The organism is Francisella opportunistica, from assembly GCF_003347135.1.
In the GTDB taxonomy this organism is placed as follows: domain Bacteria; phylum Pseudomonadota; class Gammaproteobacteria; order Francisellales; family Francisellaceae; genus Francisella; species Francisella opportunistica.
In genome coordinates this window covers 788,922-813,727 of the sequence record NZ_CP022377.1, presented here as the reverse complement: position 1 = coordinate 813,727, position 24,806 = coordinate 788,922, and the positions used below count along the sequence as shown (strand labels likewise).

The following is a 24,806-nucleotide window of genomic DNA, read 5'->3' as shown; positions in this document are numbered from 1 at the left end:
ATTTTATATATACCTAAAAAGTTATTGCTAAAATTTTTTTATCTTTACAAAAAAGTTCTATTTTAAATCTATCACCTATATTTACTATTCCAACTCCTTTAGAAGTTCCTGTCATTAGCAAATCATTTTCACAAATTGAAATTTCACTTTGATGCAAAAAGTCTATAATTTGCAGCGGTTTATAAATCATTAAATCATAACTACCTTGCTGAATCAGCGCATCATTTTTATAAGCTTTGAAATTTAAAAATGCAATCTCAGCATTAGTTATTGAAACAAATTCACTAACTACAGCACTATTATCAAATGATTTAGCTAATTCCCAAGGTAAACCTTTTGCTTTAAGTTTTGACTGCAAGTTTCTATCAGTTAAATCCAAACCCAAACCAACTGCTTTTATATTTGAATTATTATCAAAAGCAAAAACTATTTCACACTCATAATGAATCTCTCTTTTTGAGGATAACTTTAGGGTTTTAGTTATACTTGAATTAGGTTTTATGAAAATAACTGGATTATCAGGAAATTCATTATTTAACTCATGGATATGCTCAACATAATTTCTACCGACGCAAATTACTTTTGATTTTGTTAGATCAAACTGCATTTTTGGCTTTCCTTGACAAATATATGACTAAATTTTCTATAATTTAAAATCTTCACCTAGATACACTTTTCTAACAGTTTCATCAGCTAGAACCTCTGCTGGAGTACCTGCTGCGAGCATATTACCAGCATTAACAATATACGCTCTTTCACAAATATCTAATGTCTCACGTACATTATGGTCTGTAATCAAAACACCAATACCTCTATCTTTAAGATGACGCACAACTTCTTTAATCTCTATCACTGACACAGGGTCAACACCTGCAAATGGTTCATCAAGTAGAATAAATTTAGGATCCATTGCTAATGCTCTAGCAATCTCTACCCTTCTACGCTCACCACCTGATAAGCTCATACCTAAACTTTTACGGATATGTTGAATACTAAATTCATCTAAGAGCTCATTAAGCTTTTCTTCAATTTGAACTTTATTCAGGTCTTTACGAGTCTCCAAAATTGCAACAATATTATCTTCGACACTTAATTTTCTAAAAACAGAAGCTTCCTGAGGTAAATAACCCAAGCCTCTTCTAGCTCTCAGATGAATAGGCATTTTTGTTACATCCTCTTGACCCATCCGCACTTTACCACGCGTAGCTGCAACTAGGCCTACAATCATATAGAACGATGTTGTCTTTCCGGCTCCATTTGGACCTAAAAGACCAACTATTTCACCAGTTGAAACTTTCATAGAGACATTATTTACAACCCAGCGTGAGCCGTATTTTTTGCCTAACCTCTTAGCTTCTAATGTGTATTTTTCCATTTTTACCTACATCTCTAAATCTTTTTATTTGCTAATTGTTACTCTATTTACGAACATTTAGCCTTAACAAACTTTTACTTTGCTTACTTTTTGTACTGACTAATAGGCGTAAGACCTGTATCAATTTTCGATTGATTTTCAAGACCATCTAATATTATTGTCGACCTTCTATCCTCACTACCAGGTATAGATATCAAGTCATGAGTAATATCAAAAATTACTTTTTCACCTCTATATACATTATCATTTTGAAAAGCTATAGCTTTTTTATAAAGCTCTAAATGTTTATCAGTAACATCATAAACAATCTTTTTAGAACTTCCTTCAACAGGTCCTCTAGTTACTGTTTTTGACTTAGTGTAATCAGGATTTGAACTAGTCGGGAATGTATAAAACTGTGATTTTTCATGACCTTCAGAAAGCATTGTAAAAGTCTTAATTTTTTTATCTTTATCTAACTTTATAACCAATTTCTGACCAGAGATAAAATTACACTCTCTCTCTTGAGAACATAATAATTTTGCTTGCTCTAACCACTTTTGTTGTAATTGTTTAAATGACAAACTATTATCTCTTATGAAATAGCTTACACCTTTTTTTGAGTTATTAGGCTGATGGCACAAAATATGCTTATTATGAATTTGCATTACAAAAACATTACCTAAATAAGTTAATATCCCTTGATTATCATCATAAACAGCATTATTTGCACAAATAGTTACCGGACCATACTCTTTCAAGTTATTATCATCAGAATTATTTTCTTTTTCTCCATCTGTTGCATTATCCTCCTGTAATGAAGAATTATATATAGGAGAGCTATAGTCAATTTTATCTTCTTCAACGTTTGAAAAAGCGTTTGAGACAAGTAATAGTGAAATTATAATTAATAGCCTAGCTTGTCGCATAATAGCTCCTTACATTTTGGCTTAATTTTATAATCTTAGTCTCTGAATTTCCTGTTACACCAGTTCCTGTAGTATTGTTACCAGTTTTAGGATCATACATTTTGGTAAATCTACTATTATAAAAATCTTTAGAACTTGAATTATAGAACATTTCAGAACTTTTTATATAAATCTTATTTGGAGTAGTAGAATCCTCTTGAGAAGCTTTTTGGTTATTATCAGTTGTTTTTTTTGTAATCATAATTGCATTAACACCATCGTATAAGTGTATCAAATTCTGATCTGCTAATTGCTGTCCATGTTTTGCTTGTACTTGCCACTCAAGTTTTCCTGTTGTTTTATCATAGCTCTTTTCGGTAAGTTCAGTCATGTGCAAATCTTGATTAAGATAGCGTTGTAACTCTTTTGCAAAAAAGCTCATTACTAGATTACCGTTTTCATCATACTTGTTGTAATTAAAATCAAATGCTCTTAATTCGACACGATTTTTTTGCGGTATATTTTTGAGCGGCCTACCACCATCAAGAGCATTATAGCTTATATATAACATTGATAAGATAATTATGATTATAGAGAGTACATTAGCAAATAAGGAGTATTTTGTAAAAAACTTCATTGTTTATTTATCTCACTCCACCACTTTCGATATAGTCACTAACAACTTTGTCATACAGGTTTAAATGTTTTATGAGATATTCACAAAACTCTCTTACCGCTCCATTGCCACCATTATTTTGGCAAACATAATCAGCATAGTCTTTGACAACTTTTATAGCATCTGCTGGTGTTGCTGAGATAGCTACCTTATTCATCAAAACTAAATCTGGCAGATCATCGCCCATATATGCTATATCATCCTCATTTAGCTTATACTTAGTTTTGAGAAACTCATAAGCTTTTAGTTTATTTTTTTGACCTTGCAAAATATCTTGAGGATCTAATCCTAAACTTATAAATCTATTAACGACAATTTTTGATTCTTTACCTGTGATAATAGCAACTTTAATTCCTAGCTTCTGCATAAGAACAATGCCTAAACCATCTTTGACATCAAAATTCTTAAGCTCATCACCATTATTAGTTATTATTATTTTGCCATCTGTTAATACGCCATCAACATCGAGTATCAACAGTTTAATATTTCTTGAGTGATTTATTTTCATTACTAAGTTTAAAAAGAATTATTAATTTCAATCAAAGATATTATCACAAATGATAAAAAGACTAAAATATATTAAAAACAAAAGGACAAACTATTTATAGTTTTTTACAGATTTTTCGATTTCTTTTTTTGCAAAGGCTGCATTATCCCAACCTTCTACTTTAACCCATTTACCCGAGTCTAAGTCTTTGTAATGTGTAAAGAAGTGCTCAATTTTTTGCTTTAAAGATAATGGTAAATCATCAACATCGTTAATATGATCATATTCCTTAGTTAGCTTAGAGCTTGGCACAGCGATAACTTTAGCATCAACGCCACCATCATCTTCCATTTTAAATACACCGACAGCTCTACAGTTTATTACGCAACCAACTGCTAAAGGATATGGTGCTAAAACCAACACATCAATAGGATCACCATCATCATAAAGAGTATTTGGTACAAAACCATAATTACAAGGATATCTCATAGTAGATGACATAAATCTATCGACTACAATCATGTTGCTACCTTTATCAAACTCATATTTTATAGGGTCGCTATCTTGAGGTATTTCTATTACAACATTAAAATCATTAGGAATATCTTTTCCACAAGGTATATTTTTTAGCATCGTAATTTCTCCTATATATTTTGCTAAACTATTAACTACCTAACACACTAACAAAGAGTCTATCACAAAAAACTTTGTATTTATAACATATAAATATTAAAATACTTAAAGATGTAAGCTTAAAATTATTATACTTTATTAAATTTAAGAGGAAAAATAATGAAATTAACAAAAATAGCTTTATTGACAGCTGGTTTAACAGCAAGTAACGTTTTTGCAGCCCTTAATATATCTGCTGGTTCCGACCCTTATTTTAACAGCGGTAATGGTATAATGCAAAAAGATATTATTGTAAGACCTGCAAATATCGAGCTAGATGCTCCAGCATGGGTAGCGATGAATTATCGCACTGGTGATATCGTTAGTGAAAAGAATATGGATGTCAGAAGAGCTCCTGCAAGCTTAACTAAAATCATGACTTCTTATATAGTTGCTAGTGAAATAAAAGCTGGTAATCTAAGCTGGGATACTATGATTCCAATTAGTGAAAATGCTGCTTCTACAGGCGGTTCAAAAATGTATGTCAAAGCTGGTGCTAAAGTCTCTGTAAAAAATCTAGTAACTGGCATGGACGTAGTTTCCGGTAATGATGCTACTATTGCTCTTGCTGAGTATATCGGTGGCACTACAGCAGCATTTACTGATTTGATGAATCAAACAGCAAAAGCTATTGGTATGAATAATACTCATTTTGCTAATCCAGATGGTCTTCCAGGTGGCGAGCAGTATACTACTGCTCACGATATGGCATTACTTGCAAGATCATATATATACAATTTCCCAGAAGCGTATAAAGTATATGATGATAAAGGCCTAGTTTGGAATGCTACAAAACAAGACTCAGTAAGCATCGCTGACCGTAAACAATGCTTACCTAAATTTGATCGCTCTAGTGGAAATGTCATAGAGAGCTACACAGCCACAGATCTTGATGATCAAACTAAAGATAAGTGTAGTAAGCTTTTCCCTAATGGTGAAAATTTTGTGTTACAAAACAATAGAAACAGATTGCTATTCACAGACGAAGATGTTGAGGGTATGAAAACAGGTCATACTGATGAGGCTGGGTACTGTCTAGTTTCCACTACTAAAGAATTTATTTTTGTAGTTCTTGGCACTAGTAGTGCTGCTAAGAGAGATTCAGAGTCAGCCAAGTTAATAAGATATGCGCTAAGCAGATATGAAAATGTACTTTTATACAAAGCGAACTCGCCAGTTACAATTAGTGCTGATAGCATCTCAAATGCAAAAGCTGGACAAAAGATAACTGTAGCTTCAAATCAAAACATTTACAAAACTGTACTTAAAACTTATGTGCCTTATCTAAAACAAGGTATAGAATTTAACCCAAACTTGAAAGCACCTATTAAAACAGGACAAGCTGTAGGCAATTTAGTGATTACGTTAGATGATACCAAAGAGAAAATTGCTAGTGTTGCTGTAATAGCTATGAATGATATTTCACAAAAAGGTTGGTGGTAATAATAACCATAAAATTTATAATTGAGGATTTAAAATGTCTGCAAATACTAACCACAATCAACAAGAAACTTTTTTTGAATTCCCTTGCCAGTTTCCAATAAAAATAATGGCAAATCCTCACAAAGAGACTGTTGAATTTATTCTAAGTGTTTTTGAGAAATATGTAACAAACCATAGTAAGATAGATTTTAATACCAAAGAAAGTAAAACCGGCAAATATATTTCTATAACTGCTACTTTTATTGCAGGTAGTAAAGAACAACTAGACAATATCTACAAAGAAATTTCTGCACATCCAGAAGTTCATATGGTTTTATAATATTTTTTGTCATGAATATTATTTATCAAAAAGATTTAGGTTTGCAAGAATACACTAAAGTGTTTGAGGATATGCGCAAGTTCACTTCTACGCGAACATCTGAAACTAAAGATGAAATATGGTTAGTTGAACATCCTGCTGTTTTTACTCAAGGCAAACATGGTAAACCAAAACATATTCTAAATGCACATAACATCCCAATAGTTGCAACTGATCGTGGTGGTCAGGTTACTTACCATGCTCCAGGTCAAGCAGTGATATATTTTCTCCTTGATATCAAGAGAAATAAACTTGGTGCTAAGAAATTAGTATCTATAGTTGAGCAAGCTTGTATCAATATGCTTGATAAATATTATAACCTAAAGGCTCATATTATTGATGGTGCGCATGGTATATACATTAATAATCAAAAGATTGCTTCATTAGGGTTAAGAATCAAACAAGGTAAAAGCTATCATGGTATTGCCATAAATACCAATATGGATCTTACACCATTTAGCTATATCAATCCTTGTGGTTATAGCGGTCTAAAAATGTGTCAGATAGCTGATTTTTGTCAAGAGGTTGATGTCAAGAAAGTACAACAACAATACACAACTGAGCTTCTTAAATTAATATAGTCCCAAATCTAAGTATTTCTATAGTTAAGGATAGCTCATGGTAATTTAGAATATTTTTAGTAATATACTTTCTAATGGTTTAGAAAATCTTCAAAGCTATTTACCTTTTTTAGATTCTTTAAGTTTTATGAATTCAATAGAGCCTATTCTTTTGCAGATGTAATAACTTAACCAATTAAAGCTAACTACAAACTTATTTCTTATACTAATTAAAAATGCTATATGTACCCCTCCCCATATAAACCAACCTAACTTTCCTTTGAATTTCATTCCAAATATATTAGCTATAGCTTCATGCCTTTTAATGATAGCCATGGTTCCTAAATCTTTATACTTAAAATTTTTATATTTCTTATTTTTTTCTCTTTTAATTATAGTTTTCGCAATATATTTTCCTTGTTGTTTAGCTACTGATGCTAAACCTGGTAAAGGTTTATTTTTAACATAAGAAATATCCCCAGCAAAGTATATATTTTTAAAATCTGGATGAGTTAAGTCACCTAAAACTGATATCTTACCTTTTTCAATTTGATTACTCATCCAATTTCCTAGTCCTTTACCTTTTAATGTAGTGCTCCAAATAATTGTAGCACCTTGATAGCTATTTTTTTCGGTAGTTACAATGTCCTTTAAAATATTAGTTACAGTCTCTTTAAGGTGAATATTTACTTTTCTTTTTTTTAATGAGTTATAAGCATGATTTGATAACTCTTTTGGAAAAGCTGAAAGAATATTTTCACCTCCTTCAATTAAGTGAATAGAAATATCATCTATTGAAAAATTATGATAAGTCATTAAAAAATCTGTATGTAAAAGATCTAACAAAGCTCCCGTGATTTCAACACCAGTAGCTCCTGCTCCAATAATAATAAAGGTTAAATAATATTTTTTCTCTTCACTAGTCTGTGCTACTTCCGCTAACTCAAATTGATTAAGGATGTGTGATTTAATCTTCTGGGCATCATATGCACTTTTTAGAGAAAAAGTATACTTTCGCCAATCATCATTACCAAAATAATCATACTGTATTCCCGTTGCCACAATTAAATAATCGTATGAGTATAAATTATTTGCTGAAGTCTCAACTAGTTGCTGGCTAGGTAAAATATCTACAACTTCTTCCATCTTGAATTCGATATTCTTTTGAGTAAATAATTTCCTTATAGGAACAACAACATTATTTAAAGGAATAAAAGCTGTAGCTGCCTGATACAGCATAGGCTGAAAAACATGATGATTATTTTTATCAAACAAAATAATATGATATTTGTTTTTACTTGATTTAGCTATCTTACTAAGAAAATTAACTCCAACGAATCCAGCTCCTATAACTATTATTTTTTTCATACCCCCTTCTCCTACTTACTTAAAACAGTATAACAAAGCTCAACGCTGTAGATAAGAGCAGAATAATAATTAAAAGAGAAAAATAATTTCAAAAAGCTTTAAAAAAATTAAGAATATAAAACTACAAGAATGATTTCAAAAAAGCTGATCTAGAAGGATGCTTAAGTTTTCTAAGCGCCTTAGCCTCAATTTGCCTAATACGCTCTCTAGTAACAGTAAACTGCTTACCAACTTCCTCTAAAGTATGATCGGTATTCATACCTATGCCAAAACGCATCATCAGAACTTTGGATTCTCTCTCACTTAATCCATTTTCAATTAGCTCTTTTATTGCTTCTCGTAAATTTTCTAGGTTAGCTGCCTCTATTGGAGAATAGTTATTTTTATCCTCAATAAAATCACCTACTGTAGAATCTTCATCATCACCAATTGGGCTCTCCATTGAAATTGGAGTATGTGAAATATTGAGAATCTTTTTAAGTTTCTCTTTAGTCATATTAGGAGTATGTTCAATAATCTCCTCTTCTGTAGCTTCACGACCCTTTTCCTGTAGAATCTGGCGTTTAATTCTATTTACCTTATTAATTGTCTCAATCATATGTACTGGTACACGAATAGTTCTAGCTTGATCTGCAATCGAACGAGTAATTGCCTGACGTATCCACCAAGTAGCATATGTCGAGAACTTAAACCCTTTGCGATAATCAAACTTATCTACAGCTTTCATTAAGCCAATATTTCCCTCTTGGATAATATCTAAGAAATGTAAGCCTCTATTAGTATACTTTTTAGCTTCAGAAACAACTAACCTTAAGTTTGCTTCTATCATTTCTTTTTTAGCCTGAGTAATCTTAGCTTCACTTCTTGCAATCTCAAGATTTACCTGTTTAAGCTCTTCGATATCCATCATCATTAAATTTTGGAATTGATTAATTTGCTTAGTAAGGTTATTTATTTCTCTGATAGTGTTCTCAGTAAATTTATACTTTTTAGTTAATCGCTCTAACCATTCTACAGAACCAACTTTATAAACCTTAATAAACTCTTGGCGTGGTGTTTTTGATCTCTCAACACATAGTCTTAAAATTTTTCTTTCGAACTCTTTAACTCGAGCATAAGGTAGCCTAATATAGTCAACTAGCTTTTGTAAATGTGATGTTGATAACCTTAAATTATCAAATTCCTTAACTATTTTACTATAAAGTTTTTTATTAGGCTTGTCTTGATATTCTTCAAACATTTTCTCTAAGTTTGTAAAAAACTCATAAGCTCTTTGAGTATCAATTTTTTCCTCATGATCATCTTCAGCAACTTTTTCTTCAGTTATATGTTCATCACTAAAACCAGCCATAATCTCATTAAAGCGAATATATCTAGCCACAGGCTCATCTTCAATATCTTGAGAACTCATATAGTCTATAGCTTTTTCTTCTAGCTCACGGAAACGCTCAATATAAGTTTTAATTACTATCGGATAACTTAAAATCGTACTAAAAACTTCTGTAGTACCTTCTTCAATCCTAATAGCAATATCAGTCTCACCTTTTTTATCTAAAAGATCAACAATACCCATTTCACGCATATACATACGAATAGGATCTGAAGTTTTACCTTTTAGATCATCAAGATTAGCTTCACTAACCTTTCTTTCATCATCTTCTTCTAGCTGAGGAGTTCTATCATAGACATCAATACCCGCGTCAATAAGTATAGCCTCAATTTCTTCATATATTTTAGGATCCTCTGAAACATCTCCTGGTAGAGCATCTAAAATATCGGCTCTAGTTAAATATCCTCTTTCCTTACCATCAACTATTAAGTCTTTTAGGTCAGAGAGTAAATCTTCTTTTGTCATCTAGTTCTCCAATACAATTTTATCTTATATTATTTATTACCTAATTTCGCTACTAAATACTTACGTTCCATTTCCTGAACATCAGTCCTAAATGGTAATGAACCTAAGTATTTTAATCTTTTTTTTACACTAGAGTTTTCTACTCTTTTTAGCATGTCGAGCATTTGTTCTTGATACTTATCTTCAGCATATTTTTTTTGGGTATTATGTATGCCATAACTTAGCAACTCAAAAAAATACTCTCTATAGTCTGGATAATCCTCTGCTAATAGCTGTATAAGCATAACCGCCTCAATTTGATTAGATGGGTCTTCTTTTAAAATTTTCAAGCTTTTCGCTAAGATATCAAGGTTTTTCGAAGTAGCAAATATTTCAAAATCATTTCCGTCTTGTAAAATACGAAAGTCTGCAAGATTGACAAATAGTTCTGCAAGAACAACCTCTTCAAGCAAGAGATTCTTTGCCAGTCTTTTTTGCTGAATATTTTGCTGCTTAGTTACATTCAACGAAGTTTGCTTACGTATCTTAAGTAAATTCTTAAGTTGCTCAACTTTTATACCAACTTTATCAGCTAAAGTAGCAGTAATACTTTCTGAATAAATGTTATCTGCCACATCTAATAAAAAGTTTTTTAAATTCTCTAAAACTTCTGCTTTTGATTCTGCTTTGGTCAAATCTTTACCTTGAACAAGATTGTCAACTATAAACTCTGATAACGCCAAAGAATTATCCAAAGCGGTATAAAAACCTTCTAGACCGTATTGCTTAATATAATCATCTGGATCATCTCCACTTGGTAGAGTTAGAATTTTTAGCTTTTTATTACCATCTAATATTGGCAATAAGATTTTTATGGTTCTAATCGCTGCTTTTTGGCCTGCTTCATCACCATCAAAACATAAAATCACAGAGTTAGTTTCACGAAATAAAATCTTGGCATGATTTGGTGAAAATGCCGTACCTAACGCAGCTACAGCAGCATAAAAACCATGCTGTGCTAGCCCAACCACATCCATATAACCTTCAACTACTACGAGACTTTGGTTTATCAACTCTGGATATTGTTTTTTTCTTTCACGGTACTCATAGAGACCATATAAGATATTATTTTTCTGAAAAACAAAAGTTTCCGGTGAATTTATATATTTAACTGCTTGAGAATTATCTATTACCCTACCACCATAAGCAATCACATTGCCCTGAATATTCCTAATAGGAAACATAATACGTCCACGAAAACGATCATATAAATTTCCCTTATCATTTTTTATTGCAAGCCCAGTATCAACTAATATCTCCTCTGAGACATTTACTGATTTAGCTAGTTCAGTAATATTATTCCAACCCTCAGATGAATATCCTATACCAAAGAACCTAGCTAAATCACTATCTATACCTCTTTTCTTAAGATAGTTTATAGCTTTATCTTTAGTGACTGAGTTACCCAAATTCCAACGATAATACTTTTGCGCAACCGCTAAAAAGCTGATACATTTGTTATAAAGCTGTTCTTTTTGGATATCTTCTTGAGAATAATTTTCATATTCAACTGGCTTGCCAATAATTTCAGCAAGGGTTTTTACAGCCTCGATAAACTCAAGATTATTAATTTTTTTAATAAAAGTCAACGCATCTCCAGATGCTTGACAGCCAAAACAGTGATAAAATTTTTTTTCTGGATTAACAAAAAATGATGGAGTTTTTTCATTATGAAAAGGGCAACAACCCTTGTAGTTTTTGCCTGTTTTTTTTAAATTAACGTATCTTGAAACAACATCAACTATATCAGCTGTAGCCACAAGCTCTTTTATAAAAGTATTTGAGACTTTTTTCGCCATACTGATTAAACTATGACCTTAAGCTAGGTTAGATTTCACAATAGCACTTACTTTGCTCATATCTGTCCTGCCAGCAAGTTCTTTTTTTACACTTGCCATGATTTTACCCATCTCTTTCATAGATGTAGCACCAACAGATTCTATAGCCTTCTGAACTATCGCAACAACCTCTTCATCACTTAGTTGCTTCGGCATATATTGAGTTAGTATCTCTATCTCTCTTTTCTCACCTTCAGCAAGCTCAGCTCTATCTGCTTTAATGTATTGCTCATATGAGTCTTGTCTTTGCTTGATCATTTTTGTAATTACAGCAATTACAACCTCATCTGTGATCTCTATTTTTTCATCAATCTGCTTTTGCTTAATTGCAGACATAGCCATACGAATTGTTGTTAATCTATTTTTATCTTTATTTTTCATAGACTCTTTCATATCAAGAGTCAACTGATTAAAAATTTGTGACATTTTAAAAAAGAATTCCTAGTGAAAGGGAGAGTTAAAACTCTCAACGGTGAATTAAATTTAACTACCTTTTAACTATTATGTTGCTCTTATGAGCTCTTTTAACAGCAGCAGCTTTTTTTCTTTTACGCGCCCAAGTTGGCTTTTCAAAGTATTCTCTACGACGTAGTTCAGACACTATCCCAGCCTTCTCGCAAGATCTTTTAAATCTTCTAAGAGCAACGTCAAAAGGTTCTCTTTCTTTAACTCTAACGCTTGGCATACCCTCTCACCTCACTTAAATGCCAGTTTATTACGTTTAATAAAAGGACTTAATGTCCATTACTAATTTATTTCAATAGCCAATGATTTTATCATATTAATATTTAAATGCAAGCTAGTTATTTAGTTAGAATTAACTTATAGACAACTAGAGCCTAAGATTAGATAATATACTATAACTTACTGTATTTATAAGAGATAAAGTGCTATTATCTCAATTTAGGGTTCTTTAGAAATTTATATGGTTTAAAGTTTTGATAAGAAAAACTAAGCTTTTTACAGCATTATCTATATTAGCTGTAAGTATAACTACTATTCAAGCATCTACTCGTAGTGAAATTCAGTATCTTGTAAAAAAGTATAATCTTTCTGATGCAAAGATTGCTATAGCAACTCAAAGAACTATGAATGGCAACGAATTATATGCGTATGCTCAAAATAGAGCAATGAAGCCGGCAAGTAATAATAAAGTCTTTACAATAGTTGCAGCGCTTTTTGCGATACCTAGTGATTTTAGTTTTACAACATCAATAATGTACCCTGCGGATAGGATAAAAGATCATACACTATATGGAGATATGTACATAGAATTCACTGGTAATCCTGCGCTCACTGGTAGTCAGTTAGCTGCATTGATTAAAAAAATAAAAACTGAAAAAGGCATATATAAAATAACTGGGGATGTTTACCTTGTTGGTGTTTTCTCTGGACCATATATCCCTGACGGCTGGTCTAAAGAAGATAGTACATTTTGCTATGGTGCTCCAGCATCAAGCTTCACATTTAATAGAAATTGTACAGTCATCAAACTAGTCAAAAATGCTAATAGCTTAACAACACGAGTTGTTGAGCTAAGTAACGCTAGTAATATCACTATAAAAAATACTGCAAAATATACTAGTGCCTCAAGTGCAACTACGATAGCAATGAATGATGACAATGTTCTATACATTGGCGGATACTTATCAAGAGCTGCTGAGAAAATGTTCAATTTAGCAATTAGAAATCCAGCACTTAAAGCACTAAATACTGTAAATGACTTCTTAAACTCTGATGGTATTAAACATGGCAATGTTATCATAGCTGGTAATGTCCCTGCTGGTTATACTGAACAGATAACCGCAAGATCTGCTACTATTGGTCATTTTATTGATCAAACACTTAAACATTCTGATAATTTATATGCAGAGACTATCTTAAACACTATAGGCTTGAAGAAAAAAGGTATTGGCTCAACTAAAGCAGGCACAGAAGCTGTTGAAAGTATACTTTATTCAAAACTAGGTTTAGATACATCAGCGTTAACAATGTATGATGGTTCAGGCTTGTCACATTTAGATAGAGTAACTCCCGAGTTTATGGTCAACTTTTTGACTAAAGTTTATAATAGTCAGATCGGTAAAGAATTCTACAATTACCTACCAGCATCTGGTATAAGCGGTACAATCTCATATAGAATGGGTGGTAAACTGCTTGGACGAGTGCATGCTAAAACTGGTACGCTTTCTGGAGTTTCAACATTATCAGGCTATGTATTAACAGCTAAAAACCATCGTATTAGTTTTTCGATCATGCTTAATGATCTTAAACCATCTGATCGTTATAATGCACGCAGATTCCAAGATAAAGTAGTTGATGTCTTTTACAGGAATTTATAAATGAAGGAAATAATTAAACTAGCAATTTTAATTATCGCAATAATGACTCTCGGATCTTGTGCTACTGAGACTCCAAGAAATATAAACAATGCTTGTAGTATAATTCATCAGTTTCCAGAATGGTATTATGATATGCTTGACTCGTATGAACGCTGGGGAATACCAATGAATGTACAAATGGCTTTCATCCGTCAAGAATCATCATTTAGAGCTGATGCTAAGCCTTCAATGCAATATTATTTTGGTTTTATACCAAAAGGTAGAGCCTCAAGTGCTTATGGATATGCTCAAGCTTTAGATGGCACCTGGGAGCATTATAAAAAAGAAACTAAACAATCTTTCGTCTCAAGATCAAACTTTGCAGATGCAACAGACTTTATTGGCTGGTACTTAAATAATGTTCACAATAAAACAGGTATTAGCAAAACAGACACTTATAATCTATATCTAGCATATCACGAAGGTATAGGTGGCTATAAGCGTGGTACACATAGGAACAATTCATTCCTAAAAAATTATGCTCGCAAAACTTCCGAATTAGCTCAAAAATACTCTATTCAATTACAGAACTGTGAAGTCCCACGTAAACCGTTACTATCATATATATTCTAAATTTGAAGGTAAAAAATGAAATCTAGTGTATTTAAAATAATAACTAACATCCGTTGGTCTGATACTGATAAAAATGACCATGTAAATAATGGTAAATATTTTGACTATTTTGAAGAAGCAAGAACAACTTGGGCATATGAAAATACAAGATTAATGACTTGGGCTAAAGAAAATTCAATTCAATTAGTAATTACAGAACAAACATGCAAATATATTCTTCCTCTAAAGCATCCGAATAAAATACAAGTAACCCAATATATTGCTAAAATAGGTGCTGCTAGTATGGAATTTGAATATGAAATCCGTATACTAGGCAGTGACGAAGTTATCACTAAAGCAAAAGCAAAACTAGCCTGCTATAATGCTAAGACAGGTAGGTTACAAAAAATTCCAGCTCAATTAAAACAATTAATCCTAGAAGAAAATGACTGATACTAATAAACAAAATTTAAAGAAACTTGAAAGGCAGATACTAAGAAAAACTGCTCAAGCAATCAATAAATACAACATGATTGAAGATGGCGATAAAATTATGGTATGTTTATCTGGAGGCAAAGATTCTTATTGTCTGCTTGAGATATTATTGTTACTCCAAAAAAAGGCGCCGATAAGCTTTGATATCATTGCAGTAAATCTAGATCAGAAACAGCCAGGCTTTCCTGAGGAAGTATTACCTAGCTATTTAAAAAATAAGAACATAGAATTTCATATTATTGAACGTGATACTTATAGCGTCGTCAAACGTGTAATTTCTGAAGGAAAAACTACCTGTGGTTTATGCTCGCGTTTGCGTCGTGGCATATTATATGATTTTGCCGAAGAGAATGATGTAACTAAAATAGCTTTAGGACATCATCGTGATGATATTATCGAGACATTCTTTTTGAATCTTTTCTATAATGGTTCAATTAAAGCTATGCCCGCTAAACTACTTAGTGATGATAAACGCAATATTGTAATCCGCCCTCTTGCTTTTGTAAGCGAAAAAGAAACCTTAGAATATTCTCAATTAAAAGAGTTTCCAATAATACCTTGTAATCTATGTGGATCACAAGATAATTTGCAAAGAGTGTTTATAAAAGATATGCTTAATAGATGGGAACACAACAATCCTGAAAGAAAAAATGTAATATTTAAAGCTCTATCAAATATTTCTCCATCACAGATGTTAGATAAAGAGCTTTTTGATTTTTTTAATATCTCAAAAGATGATATACAAAGGTAATTAAGGAGAAAAGATGAAGTTAAAGAAAATAGTAGCAATTATGTCATGCTCATTATTAGGACTAGCTATAAGCTCATGTTCAACAAACAAAGATGCTACAGATACCGTCAATGCTCAGCAAATGAGTAAAAATGCTGCAACTATGCAGCAACAAAACAATAAGCAATATTTAGCTACAACTGTACAAACTAAACAAATTGATGCTACAAACAAATCAGCACTTCAAGATAATTCAACAATAAAAATGGGGGCTAATGCAAGCTATGTGGTAGGCTACCAAGTAGGTTCTGGTATAGCTAAACAAGATTTTGGCTTATACGATAAGCAAACAGTAGCTGGATTTGCGGATGCTATTAATGGTAATAAGCCAAGAATCTCCGAGAGTCAAATCCGCAAAAATATGGAAACTCTTAAAGATAAAATGATTAAAAAGCAATTAGATACAGCTAAATTAAATAAAACAAAATCACAAGAATTTATGGCACAAATTGCTAAAATGGATAATGCTATAAAAGTTGATGATGGCATCTACTATCAAATGATTAAACAAGGGGGTGGCAAAAAACCTAATGCTGATAGCCAAGTTACGATAGCTTACAAAGGAACTACGCCAGTTATAGCTTACGAAGATGATAAATCAAAACTAAACGAGGTCAAAGAAGCTAAACTAATTGGTCCTACATTTGACTCAAGTGATAACGCAACATTCCCACTTAGAAACTTAATCGAATGCTGGAAAGACGCTATTCCTAAAATACCTAATGGTTCAACAATAATCTTATACTGTTCTCCAGACAAGGCGTATGGAACTAGAGCGCCTGCTGTCATAGGACCTAATCAAGCCCTTTCTTTTGAAATTACACTCAAAGATTTTAAATAAAAAGTTTTTTCTAAAATTAATTCTTTCTTTTTACTGCTAGATCACACAATAGAATCATTGCTTGCTTATATTCCGAATCTGGTAAAAAGTCTATTTGTAGCTTAGCTAAATCAGCATACTGGCAAGCTACTTTATATGAATAATCTACAGCCCCGCTGTCTTTTACCATAGCTATGATTTCCTCAATGTTGTATTGACCTTTTTCAATTGCTTTTTTGAGAACTTGTTGCTTTTGTTCAGTAACGTTAGCTAATGTATAAATTGTTGGTAATGTCATCTTACCTTCATCAAGATCATCACCAATATTCTTGCCTAAGCTTTCTGCATCAGAAACATAATCTAAAACATCATCAGCAATCTGGAAAGCATTGCCTAAATAAACACCGTAATTTTTAATATTATCTTGATACTTAACATAACTTTGTTTATCTAGACTAATTACACCAGCTAATTCGCAAGCAGCCTCAAATAATTTTGCCGTTTTGCAATATATCACTTTAATATATTCTTCTTCAGTAAGTTTGGTATTTCGTGCATTTAGCAGCTGTAATACCTCTCCTTCAGAGATTATATTAGTTGCATCAGCTAATATTTGCATAATTTGCATATTACCTAAACTTACCATCATCTGAAAAGCTCTAGAGTAAAGAAAATCCCCAGTTAAAACACTCGCAGCATTGCCAAAGACATTATTTGCTGTTTGTTTACCACGACGCAATTGTGAATCATCAACAACATCATCGTGAAGAAGTGTCGCTGTATGGATAAACTCTATAATTGCTGCACATGCTAAATGTTTATCTCCAGGATAATCTAAGGCTCTAGAAAATAACATTACCAACAAAGGTCTTAACCTTTTACCACCACTATTTATTATATAATGGCTAATCTGATTAATAAGCACTACATCTGAGCAAAGAGAATCAATTATAAATTGATTATTATTCTGTATATCCTCTTTGATAAGGGTCTGAATTTCTTTTAGCTGTTGCATTATTATTTTATTGATAGTATTTAACTAATTAGGTTTAAGAATAAAGTAGCAGAATATATTTATCAATATATATTAGTAAATAATCTAACTAATTATCCTCACCATCACGAGATATTTTAAAATGCTTTAATATTTGTTTATCTTGAGCAGTAAGGTTTGTATCTTTAGCATCAACACTGTTATTAAAACCTTTAACAAACTCTTGGCAATTAGTTTTATCTACTGCAACCATTTTTTTCAATCTTACTTTATACTGCGCCGCGATAATCATCCCTATTTCATATGAGTCTTTATCTGAGATTTTATCAATATCCGGCTTATGCTCTAAAAGAGTATCATCAAAGCCTAAAATGAAATCTTTTTTGACTAATTCTTGGTCCATAGCGGCAAAACTTTTATGAGAAGCTTTACCTAATGCCTGACCAATAGTATATGCATTATATGGCTGTTGTGCTGCAAAAGCCTCAACTGAGAAAATCAATGCTGCTAAAAGCAAGGTAAAATTATTGATATTTTTCATTACTTATAATAATCCCAAGATAATAGCAATAATTCTAACACAAAGAGCTTAGAAGTTTATATGCTTTATGATAACGCTTTTATAATCATTCTTTTATAATAGAAATATTGAATTATTTGAGTTAACACCAACATAGATAAACAACTAGAAACAAGCACAGATACCAACGGCCAACCTAAAAATATAGCGCTATTGATATCACAGATAATGCTGATAAGTGAAAGGCCTAAATAAAAAATACTGAAACCTTGTGCTTGTTTCTGACGGTAATTTTTATAAATTTGTGGTAACCAGTAAAGGTTATAAATAACGCCACTTATTGAACCACACCACAATAAAGTCTGATTGCTTAACTTAATAAAATAAATCATAGCAATTACTAAAGACAAATATAGCAATATAAAAACTGTATGTATAAATATATATTTTTCTCTTCTATCACTTAGGATTTGAAACTGCTGGATAGTTAGAAAACTCAATAAAATAACATCCACTAAAATATACTGCCACTGCATATTAAAACCAACAGCATAGATTAAATCCAAAGAGTTCGCAATTATCATCAAAGAATGGGTCCATAAACTAATTTCAAATGTCTTATGTTTGAATTGATTATGGATAGTTTGTGGTAAAAAATGTATAAAATAGATTATTAAAGATATATTTAATGTTATGTAACCAAAATTTTCCATTATTAATCTCCTATTATTTTAACCAAATAATAAGAGTTTGTATGATGCTCCTTCAGAAAAAGATAACCAAACAAACTCCCTACGCTAATATTACTTAGATCAGGTACAAAGGGTCATTTCTCAGCCATTTTTAGATAAAAATAGCACCCCTGTTGTCTTCAAGGCATAACTATAACATAATTGTAGTTAATCCACCATAAAAATGTCATGTTGAACTTGGTTATTGAGTATCACTGATATAGCAATCTCACCATAAATAGTGATTCGATTGAGTTTTTGAAACAGTTCAGGATAATGAGTAAGGATTGTTTATACTACTTTTATAGCGAATTAGCTATATCTTGTAGTTTTATATCTTTAATTGGTAAACAATAGCATCACTTTGACTACCATCAGCTTTTTTATAATAATTCTTACGCAATGATATTTTACTAAAATTAAGCTTGTGATAAAGTTTGATAGCGCTATGGTTATTAACATCTACTTCTAGAAATATTTCTTTGATTTGCTGCTTAGAGAGATAACAAATTGAGTTTTCTAAAAGCTTAGAGCCTAAGCCTTTATTATGCTTAGTCATGTCAACACAAATATATAAAAGCTCAGCTGTTTCGAATATTTTGCTAAAAATAGCCACAGCTAAAAGTTGTTGATTTTTAAATAGACCTAAAGCTAAATCTTTGTTCAAAGATTCTAAAATTTGCTTATCTGACCAACTGAAATCTTTATCAGAAAGTCTTATTAACTCAACAACTCTAGCAAAAAAAATATTACTTAGAAGAGAAATCTGCATACTCATATAGCTTTGATAATATATATTTCTTATTTTGGATGCTTAATAACTCCGTATTATCACTAAGCAGGTCTTTTTCACAGAGATTAATACCTTCAAGCTTCTCAAAAAAACTAATATCATTTGACTTATAGATACTAACTTTTGAATTAAAAAAAAGACTATTAACAATATTTTTTAGAAAAGCTAAATTTAACTTAGCTGATAAAAGAATATTTATAATTTTAGAACTTGTAACTTCATTTGAATAGATAAGTTCTAAATGATTTTGATTGGCTGTAATAATTTCATCTTGTTGTTGAGTGTCATTAGTAGCTTGATTTTGTTGCATAGCTTTATATTGCGGCTTTAACTCCCACATATCTATACCAAAAACTTCTTCTATCTGACTTACAAAGCTCATTATTTTTTCTCTAATCTTTCAACTAATTTTTTAGGAAAACTATACTCTTTTAACTTAACAGATTTTCTAAGTCGATTAACTTCTGAAGGATTAAGCTCTAGTGTTTTGCCACGTGAAACAAATTTAGGAAGTACTATATCACCAAATCTAATTCTCGTTAGTCGACTAACTGTAACCCCTACCGCTTCAAACATTCTTCTTACTTCTCGATTACGTCCTTCAGAAAGTGTCACATAATACCAAAGATTAGCACCCTCACCACCTGAAAATTTTATACTATTAAACTTAGCCATACCATCCTCTAGCTGTATGCCCTCTTTAAGTTTATTGATAGTTTCATCAGATAATTGTTCACTAAATACACGCACAGCATACTCTCTTTCAATTTGATAAGAAGGATGCATCAATCTATTTGCTAAGTCACCATCTGTGGTAAAAAGTAGTAAGCCTGTAGTATTAATATCTAAGCGCCCTACCATTATCCAGCGCGACTTTGCTAATTTTGGTAATGAATCAAAGACAGTCTTGCGATCTTTTTCATCTTTACTAGTACAAACCTCACCTTCTCTTTTATGATAAATTACTACTCTTGGTCTAGTCATTGGCTGACCATATGAGTGTAGAGCCTTGCCATCAAAACTAATCTTGTCACCTTCGGTAGCTTTATCTCCCAAAGTAGCAATTTTACCATTTACTTTAACTCTACCTTGCTCAATATACTCTTCTATTTTTCTTCGTGAGCCAATACCATACTTTGCTAAAAGCTTTTGTAATCTTTCAGGATTTTTGTCATTGTTTTGCTTTGCTCTATGCATTTTTATCGATATCCTCTTGATCTGCTGCTGAGAAGAATTTTTGAATGTCTTCATCATTATAGTTGTTAGAAGATAAAATTAGTCTTACCTCTGCAGCTTGATTTTTATTATGTGCATATTCAGCTAATTTTAATCTTAAATCCAAAATACGCTTGTTATTAAAGAATGCTGAATCATCTTTCATACTATAAATAACTTTATAGCAATTTTTATAATCTTTTCTTTCAAAATACATTTCTGCTAGTCTTAACTTAGCAGCTCTGTAATTTTGTCTAAATCTATTAGCTCTTTCCATATACACAAGTGCCTGGTCTTTTTTACCTTGCTTATACATACACTGAGAATACAAAAATAGTGTCTGAGCCATATCATTATTATTAGGAGTATACAAAGATTTATCAAAGAGTTTTTGTGCTTCAGCATAGTTTGATTCTTGACCACATAGGTATTGCGCATAAAAATTCATTGCTTCAAAATCCTTGGGATGATTATACAAAGCATTTTGATAATATTTCTTAGCAATTGAATTTGCCCCTATACTTTGATAATAGTACCCTGCGGCATAATCAACAATAGCAAGATTATAGCCATGTTGTTTTGATAAATCTTGTGCTTTGATAAGCTTACTTTTTGCTCTATCTAAATACCCCTCTGTTGAGTACACGATAGCTAATTCTGCATTTAAAATCGTGGCCTTTTTATAGTCAGCTTTACTAATTGTAAATTCATCGGGTGAAGTAAATTCGGCGCTATTTGCACTAAGATTGTCTTTTAAATTTTTTTGCTGCCTTTGAGAACTACCTTGAACAGAATTACGAGCAGGCTTTTCTGAAGTCATACATGATGATAAAAGAGTTGATAACACAACAACACTTATAATTTTTTTTAAACTAATTTGCATTAGTATCTCCAAGCTTCTTTAGGTATCTTTGCTTTCTATTAGTTTTATCCATAACATCACCAGCTAACTGACCACAGGCAGCATCGATATCATCACCACGAGTTTTTCTCACAGTAGTAACAAAACCATTATGCTGCAAAAATTCTTTAAACCTATGAATACGATTATTACTTGGTTTTTTATAAGGTGTACCTGGATATGGATTAAACGGTATAAGATTAATTTTAGCAGGAACTTCGCAAGATTTTAATAACGTCGCTAACTCTTCAGCATCAGATAAATTATCATTAACCTCTTCCATTAGAGTATATTCAAATGTGATGTGCTTGTGTGGACCTTTCTGAGCATACAGCTTACATGCTTCAAGAAGCTCACCAATGTTATATTTTTTATTGATAGGTACGATTTCATTACGCAGCATATCATTTGGCGCGTGTAAAGATACTGCTAAAGATACTCCTGACTGCTCCAATAAATCATATATTCTCGGAACTACACCAGATGTACTTAGAGTTACTTTGCGTCGAGATAATCCATAAGCTAAGTCATCCATCATAATATCCATGGCTGGAACAACATTGTCAAAATTCAACAATGGTTCACCCATACCCATCATAACAATATTTGTCACTGTGAAATCATGTTCACCATTAGTTTTTGATAATGTTCTAGCTGCTATCCATAGCTGTGCAATAACTTCTGCAGCTGATAAGTTTCTATTAAATCCTTGCTTACCAGTAGAGCAGAAACTACAATTCAAAGTACAGCCAACTTGTGAAGATACACATAATGTCCCTCGTCCTTCTTCTGGAATAAATACTGTCTCAACTGCACTACCACCTACATCGATTAACCATTTATGCGTGCCATCTTTCGATGCTTTACTAAATACTACTTTGGGGATAACTATCTCCGCCTTTTCTTTAAGTTTGTGGCGTAAACTTTTACCAAGGTCTGTCATAGCATCAAAATCAATAACACCCTTTTTATGAATCCACTTAAAAACTTGGCGCGCATGAAACTTTTTTTCACCTATAAAAATAAAAAAATCTTCTATAGCCTTTTGATTTAATCCAAGTAAATTAACTTTATCTTGTTGCATGAAATTTCTCTTTTAGTCTTATATGAATATTATTCGTTATACCCTATGTCACCAGGTAAAATATGATCATTTTCATTGGTTAAATTAGCAAAACTAACAAATTGACCATCGAATCGCACATGCACAGTTCCTATAGGGCCATTACGCTGCTTGCCAATTATTATTTCACCTAGATTTTTATTGTCTTCTTTATCTTTATTATAAACTTCGTCGCGATAAATAAACATAATCAAGTCAGCATCTTGCTCAATCGCGCCAGATTCTCTTAGATCTGACATCATCGGTCGTTTATCTTTACGGTCATCAACAGCTCTATTTAACTGTGATAGCGCTATAACTGGTATATCTAATTCCTTAGCTAAAGCTTTAAGCGATCTAGATATCTCGGATACTTCAAGCGTTCTATTAGTCTCATAACCTGGGATTTTCATAAGCTGTAGGTAATCTATCAAGATCATTGCTAAACCACCATGCTCATTATATAGTCTACGCGCTCTCGAGCGCAACTCTGCTGGAGTTAGACTTGATGTGTCATCAATGTATAGTGGCATTTCACTTAAAGTTTTCATTGCGCTAGTGATTTTGACCCAATGGGCATCATTTAACCTATTGCATTCTTTAAGAAGATTCATCTCTACTCGAGCTTGGCTAGCTAGCATCCTCGTTACAATATCTTCTGATGGCATCTCAAGACTAAAAACTAATACTGGCTTATCAGCAACTTTTGCAACATTTTGAGCTATATTGATTCCTAAAACAGTTTTACCCATAGATGGTCGAGCAGCTATGATACCCATATTTGCTCTTTGTAAGCCTGATGTCATTTTATCAAGATCTATAAAGCCTGTTGATATGCCAGTCAAACCGCTACTAGAATCCACTATAGCACTCATTCTATCTACAAGCTTTGGAATCACAGTCTTTATCGACTCTGGGCCTTTGGTAAGTATTTCTCGCTCTTTAGCTACATCAAGTATTCTACTCTCAGCATAATCAATAACTTCATCAGGATTTTTTGAATCTGCTGAATATATCTTTTGAACAATATCATTTATGCTATTTTGTAAACTTCTAAGCTTAGCCTTGTCTTTTACGATATTAGCGTACGTCTTAATATTTGATATTGAAGGTGTATTAGCAGCTAAATTTATGATGTAAGTCTCGCCACCGGCTTCTTCTAAAAGACCCTCCGTGGCAAGATATTCACTTAATATTAGTACATCAAACGGAATGTTTGCTTGATTAAGCATAACAATCTGTTTATAGATGGTTTTATGTCTTTTATCAAAAAAATCATCAATTAAAAGAAAATCTTCTACCAACTCTATATTTTGATTGTATAGCAATATATTCCCTAAGATAGCTTTTTCTGCTTCTAGAGAATAAGTTGTTTCAGCAGCTTTAAACTGATAATCCATAGACATCAAAACCCTTGCTTTAAATACAAAAAAACCATGTCTAACACATGGTTTTTATATTTATTAGAATACAGTGTTAGTTTGTATATTATAAAACTAAGCTTCAGCAGCTACAACATTTACTTTGATATCTGCATCTACATCTGTGTATACATGAACTGTAAGTTCGAATTCACCAAGAGTTCTGATAACACCTTCTGACATACGCACTTGGCTTTTCTCAATTTTCTTACTAGATTCATTAGAGATTGCTACAGCAATTTCAGCTGTGCCTACAGAACCAAATAATTTACCACCTTCACCTGCTTGAGCAGCTATAGTATAAACTTTGCCTTTAATTGCATCAGCAACAGCAATAGCTGCTTCAAATCTAGCTTTTTCAGCCCTTTCTAACTCAGCTTTTTGCATCTCAAAAGCTTTAATATTTGCTTGAGTTGCTTGGACAGCCTTACCAAATGGGATAAGGAAGTTTCTTGCGTAACCTGGTTTTACATTTACGATATCACCTAATATACCAAGGTTTTCAACTTTTTCTTTTAAAATAACTTGCATTG

The 24,806-nt window shown here is 32.1% G+C and carries 28 protein-coding genes, 1 pseudogene and 1 riboswitch; of the genes and pseudogenes, 8 read left to right on the top strand and 21 right to left on the bottom strand.

What is annotated here, in order from left to right; genetic code table 11:
- Positions 1–13 precede the first annotated feature (13 nt).
- The 6 genes from CGC45_RS04045 to ppa form a co-directional block, all read right to left on the bottom strand.
- Positions 14–607 (bottom strand): fumarylacetoacetate hydrolase family protein, encoded by a 594-nt coding sequence (locus CGC45_RS04045; protein WP_071629076.1) that lies wholly within the window; start codon positions 605–607, stop codon positions 14–16.
- Positions 608–643: 36 nt separating this feature from the next.
- Positions 644–1,375: an LPS export ABC transporter ATP-binding protein gene (gene lptB, locus CGC45_RS04040; protein ID WP_071629075.1), complete on the bottom strand. Its 732-nt coding sequence runs from the start codon at positions 1,373–1,375 to the stop codon at positions 644–646.
- Between the two features lie 83 nt (positions 1,376–1,458).
- Positions 1,459–2,283 carry an LptA/OstA family protein gene (locus tag CGC45_RS04035; protein ID WP_084387438.1) on the bottom strand — a complete coding sequence of 275 codons (825 nt, stop codon included), beginning with the start codon at positions 2,281–2,283 and terminating at the stop codon, positions 1,459–1,461.
- Entirely contained in the window at positions 2,270–2,899 is a 630-nt protein-coding gene (lptC, locus tag CGC45_RS04030) for an LPS export ABC transporter periplasmic protein LptC (protein WP_071629074.1), read from the bottom strand. The genes CGC45_RS04035 and lptC overlap by 14 nt, the downstream gene beginning before the upstream one ends.
- Before the next feature lie 7 nt (positions 2,900–2,906).
- Positions 2,907–3,446, bottom strand: coding sequence for a KdsC family phosphatase (locus tag CGC45_RS04025; RefSeq protein ID WP_071629073.1), 540 nt, complete (start codon positions 3,444–3,446; stop codon positions 2,907–2,909).
- 90 nt (positions 3,447–3,536) lie between these two features.
- Entirely contained in the window at positions 3,537–4,058 is a 522-nt protein-coding gene (gene ppa, locus CGC45_RS04020) for an inorganic diphosphatase (protein ID WP_071629072.1), read from the bottom strand.
- 159 nt (positions 4,059–4,217) lie between these two features.
- Here ppa and CGC45_RS04015 point away from each other — a divergent pair, with 159 nt between their 5' ends.
- From CGC45_RS04015 to lipB, 3 genes are read left to right on the top strand one after another with little or no spacing between them, the layout of a single operon-like run.
- Complete coding sequence (locus CGC45_RS04015; RefSeq protein ID WP_071629071.1) at positions 4,218–5,540, top strand: D-alanyl-D-alanine carboxypeptidase family protein; 1,323 nt, start codon at positions 4,218–4,220, stop codon at positions 5,538–5,540.
- 34 nt (positions 5,541–5,574) lie between these two features.
- Positions 5,575–5,859, top strand: a complete 285-nt coding sequence (locus CGC45_RS04010) for an HP0495 family protein (RefSeq protein WP_071629070.1) — start codon at positions 5,575–5,577, stop codon at positions 5,857–5,859.
- Between the two features lie 11 nt (positions 5,860–5,870).
- Positions 5,871–6,479: a lipoyl(octanoyl) transferase LipB gene (lipB, locus tag CGC45_RS04005; protein WP_071629069.1), complete on the top strand. Its 609-nt coding sequence runs from the start codon at positions 5,871–5,873 to the stop codon at positions 6,477–6,479.
- A gap of 71 nt (positions 6,480–6,550) precedes the next feature.
- Here lipB and CGC45_RS04000 read toward each other — a convergent pair.
- The 5 genes and pseudogenes from CGC45_RS04000 to rpsU all read right to left on the bottom strand — a co-directional run bounded on the left by CGC45_RS04000 (position 6,551) and on the right by rpsU (position 12,243).
- Positions 6,551–7,826 (bottom strand): annotated as a pseudogene (locus tag CGC45_RS04000) (NAD(P)/FAD-dependent oxidoreductase).
- A 121-nt stretch (positions 7,827–7,947) separates the two neighbouring features.
- Positions 7,948–9,681 carry an RNA polymerase sigma factor RpoD gene (gene rpoD, locus CGC45_RS03995; RefSeq protein ID WP_071629067.1) on the bottom strand — a complete coding sequence of 578 codons (1,734 nt, stop codon included), beginning with the start codon at positions 9,679–9,681 and terminating at the stop codon, positions 7,948–7,950.
- Positions 9,682–9,710: 29 nt separating this feature from the next.
- Positions 9,711–11,519, bottom strand: a complete 1,809-nt coding sequence (dnaG, locus tag CGC45_RS03990; protein ID WP_071629066.1) for a DNA primase — start codon at positions 11,517–11,519, stop codon at positions 9,711–9,713.
- Positions 11,520–11,537: 18 nt separating this feature from the next.
- Positions 11,538–11,984: a GatB/YqeY domain-containing protein gene (locus CGC45_RS03985; protein ID WP_071629065.1), complete on the bottom strand. Its 447-nt coding sequence runs from the start codon at positions 11,982–11,984 to the stop codon at positions 11,538–11,540.
- A gap of 61 nt (positions 11,985–12,045) precedes the next feature.
- Positions 12,046–12,243 carry a 30S ribosomal protein S21 gene (gene rpsU / locus CGC45_RS03980; protein ID WP_071629064.1) on the bottom strand — a complete coding sequence of 66 codons (198 nt, stop codon included), beginning with the start codon at positions 12,241–12,243 and terminating at the stop codon, positions 12,046–12,048.
- A gap of 253 nt (positions 12,244–12,496) precedes the next feature.
- Between rpsU and dacB the strand changes: the two genes are divergently transcribed.
- The 5 genes from dacB to CGC45_RS03955 are packed head-to-tail and all read left to right on the top strand — an operon-like array spanning position 12,497 to position 16,617.
- On the top strand, positions 12,497–13,900 hold the full coding sequence (dacB, locus tag CGC45_RS03975; protein WP_071629063.1) for a D-alanyl-D-alanine carboxypeptidase/D-alanyl-D-alanine endopeptidase: 1,404 nt from the start codon (positions 12,497–12,499) through the stop codon (positions 13,898–13,900).
- A complete protein-coding gene (locus CGC45_RS03970; RefSeq protein ID WP_071629062.1) occupies positions 13,901–14,512 on the top strand; it encodes a transglycosylase SLT domain-containing protein in 612 nt (203 codons plus the stop codon).
- Between the two features lie 15 nt (positions 14,513–14,527).
- A complete protein-coding gene (locus CGC45_RS03965) occupies positions 14,528–14,944 on the top strand; it encodes an acyl-CoA thioesterase (protein WP_071629061.1) in 417 nt (138 codons plus the stop codon).
- A complete protein-coding gene (gene ttcA / locus CGC45_RS03960) occupies positions 14,937–15,737 on the top strand; it encodes a tRNA 2-thiocytidine(32) synthetase TtcA (RefSeq protein WP_071629060.1) in 801 nt (266 codons plus the stop codon). The genes CGC45_RS03965 and ttcA overlap by 8 nt, the downstream gene beginning before the upstream one ends.
- Positions 15,738–15,750: 13 nt before the next feature.
- The gene (locus tag CGC45_RS03955; protein WP_071629059.1) at positions 15,751–16,617 is read left to right on the top strand and encodes an FKBP-type peptidyl-prolyl cis-trans isomerase; all 867 of its coding nucleotides are present in this window, start codon (positions 15,751–15,753) and stop codon (positions 16,615–16,617) included.
- A 16-nt stretch (positions 16,618–16,633) separates the two neighbouring features.
- On the opposite strand, the gene CGC45_RS03950 is transcribed toward CGC45_RS03955, so the two are convergent.
- From CGC45_RS03950 to rplI, 10 genes are all read right to left on the bottom strand, one after another.
- Positions 16,634–17,611 (bottom strand): polyprenyl synthetase family protein, encoded by a 978-nt coding sequence (locus tag CGC45_RS03950; RefSeq protein WP_071629058.1) that lies wholly within the window; start codon positions 17,609–17,611, stop codon positions 16,634–16,636.
- 88 nt (positions 17,612–17,699) lie between these two features.
- The gene (locus tag CGC45_RS03945) at positions 17,700–18,131 is read right to left on the bottom strand and encodes a hypothetical protein (protein WP_071629057.1); all 432 of its coding nucleotides are present in this window, start codon (positions 18,129–18,131) and stop codon (positions 17,700–17,702) included.
- A 65-nt stretch (positions 18,132–18,196) separates the two neighbouring features.
- Positions 18,197–18,823: a PQ-loop repeat-containing protein gene (locus CGC45_RS03940; RefSeq protein ID WP_071629056.1), complete on the bottom strand. Its 627-nt coding sequence runs from the start codon at positions 18,821–18,823 to the stop codon at positions 18,197–18,199.
- A 58-nt stretch (positions 18,824–18,881) separates the two neighbouring features.
- Positions 18,882–18,984, bottom strand: a riboswitch (TPP riboswitch).
- 188 nt (positions 18,985–19,172) lie between these two features.
- Complete coding sequence (locus CGC45_RS03935) at positions 19,173–19,613, bottom strand: GNAT family N-acetyltransferase (protein ID WP_071629055.1); 441 nt, start codon at positions 19,611–19,613, stop codon at positions 19,173–19,175.
- The gene (locus tag CGC45_RS03930) at positions 19,591–20,016 is read right to left on the bottom strand and encodes a chloroquine resistance protein (protein ID WP_071629054.1); all 426 of its coding nucleotides are present in this window, start codon (positions 20,014–20,016) and stop codon (positions 19,591–19,593) included. Before CGC45_RS03930 ends, CGC45_RS03935 begins: the two co-directional genes overlap by 23 nt.
- The gene (rluB, locus tag CGC45_RS03925) at positions 20,016–20,831 is read right to left on the bottom strand and encodes a 23S rRNA pseudouridine(2605) synthase RluB (RefSeq protein WP_071629053.1); all 816 of its coding nucleotides are present in this window, start codon (positions 20,829–20,831) and stop codon (positions 20,016–20,018) included. The genes CGC45_RS03930 and rluB overlap by 1 nt, the downstream gene beginning before the upstream one ends.
- Positions 20,824–21,732 (bottom strand): pilus assembly protein PilF, encoded by a 909-nt coding sequence (locus CGC45_RS03920; protein ID WP_071629052.1) that lies wholly within the window; start codon positions 21,730–21,732, stop codon positions 20,824–20,826. The genes rluB and CGC45_RS03920 overlap by 8 nt, the downstream gene beginning before the upstream one ends.
- On the bottom strand, positions 21,722–22,834 hold the full coding sequence (gene rlmN / locus CGC45_RS03915) for a dual-specificity RNA methyltransferase RlmN (protein WP_071629051.1): 1,113 nt from the start codon (positions 22,832–22,834) through the stop codon (positions 21,722–21,724). Before rlmN ends, CGC45_RS03920 begins: the two co-directional genes overlap by 11 nt.
- Positions 22,835–22,863: 29 nt before the next feature.
- Positions 22,864–24,258, bottom strand: coding sequence for a replicative DNA helicase (dnaB, locus tag CGC45_RS03910; protein ID WP_071629050.1), 1,395 nt, complete (start codon positions 24,256–24,258; stop codon positions 22,864–22,866).
- Positions 24,259–24,348: 90 nt separating this feature from the next.
- Complete coding sequence (gene rplI, locus CGC45_RS03905; protein WP_071629049.1) at positions 24,349–24,804, bottom strand: 50S ribosomal protein L9; 456 nt, start codon at positions 24,802–24,804, stop codon at positions 24,349–24,351.
- Positions 24,805–24,806 lie beyond the last annotated feature (2 nt).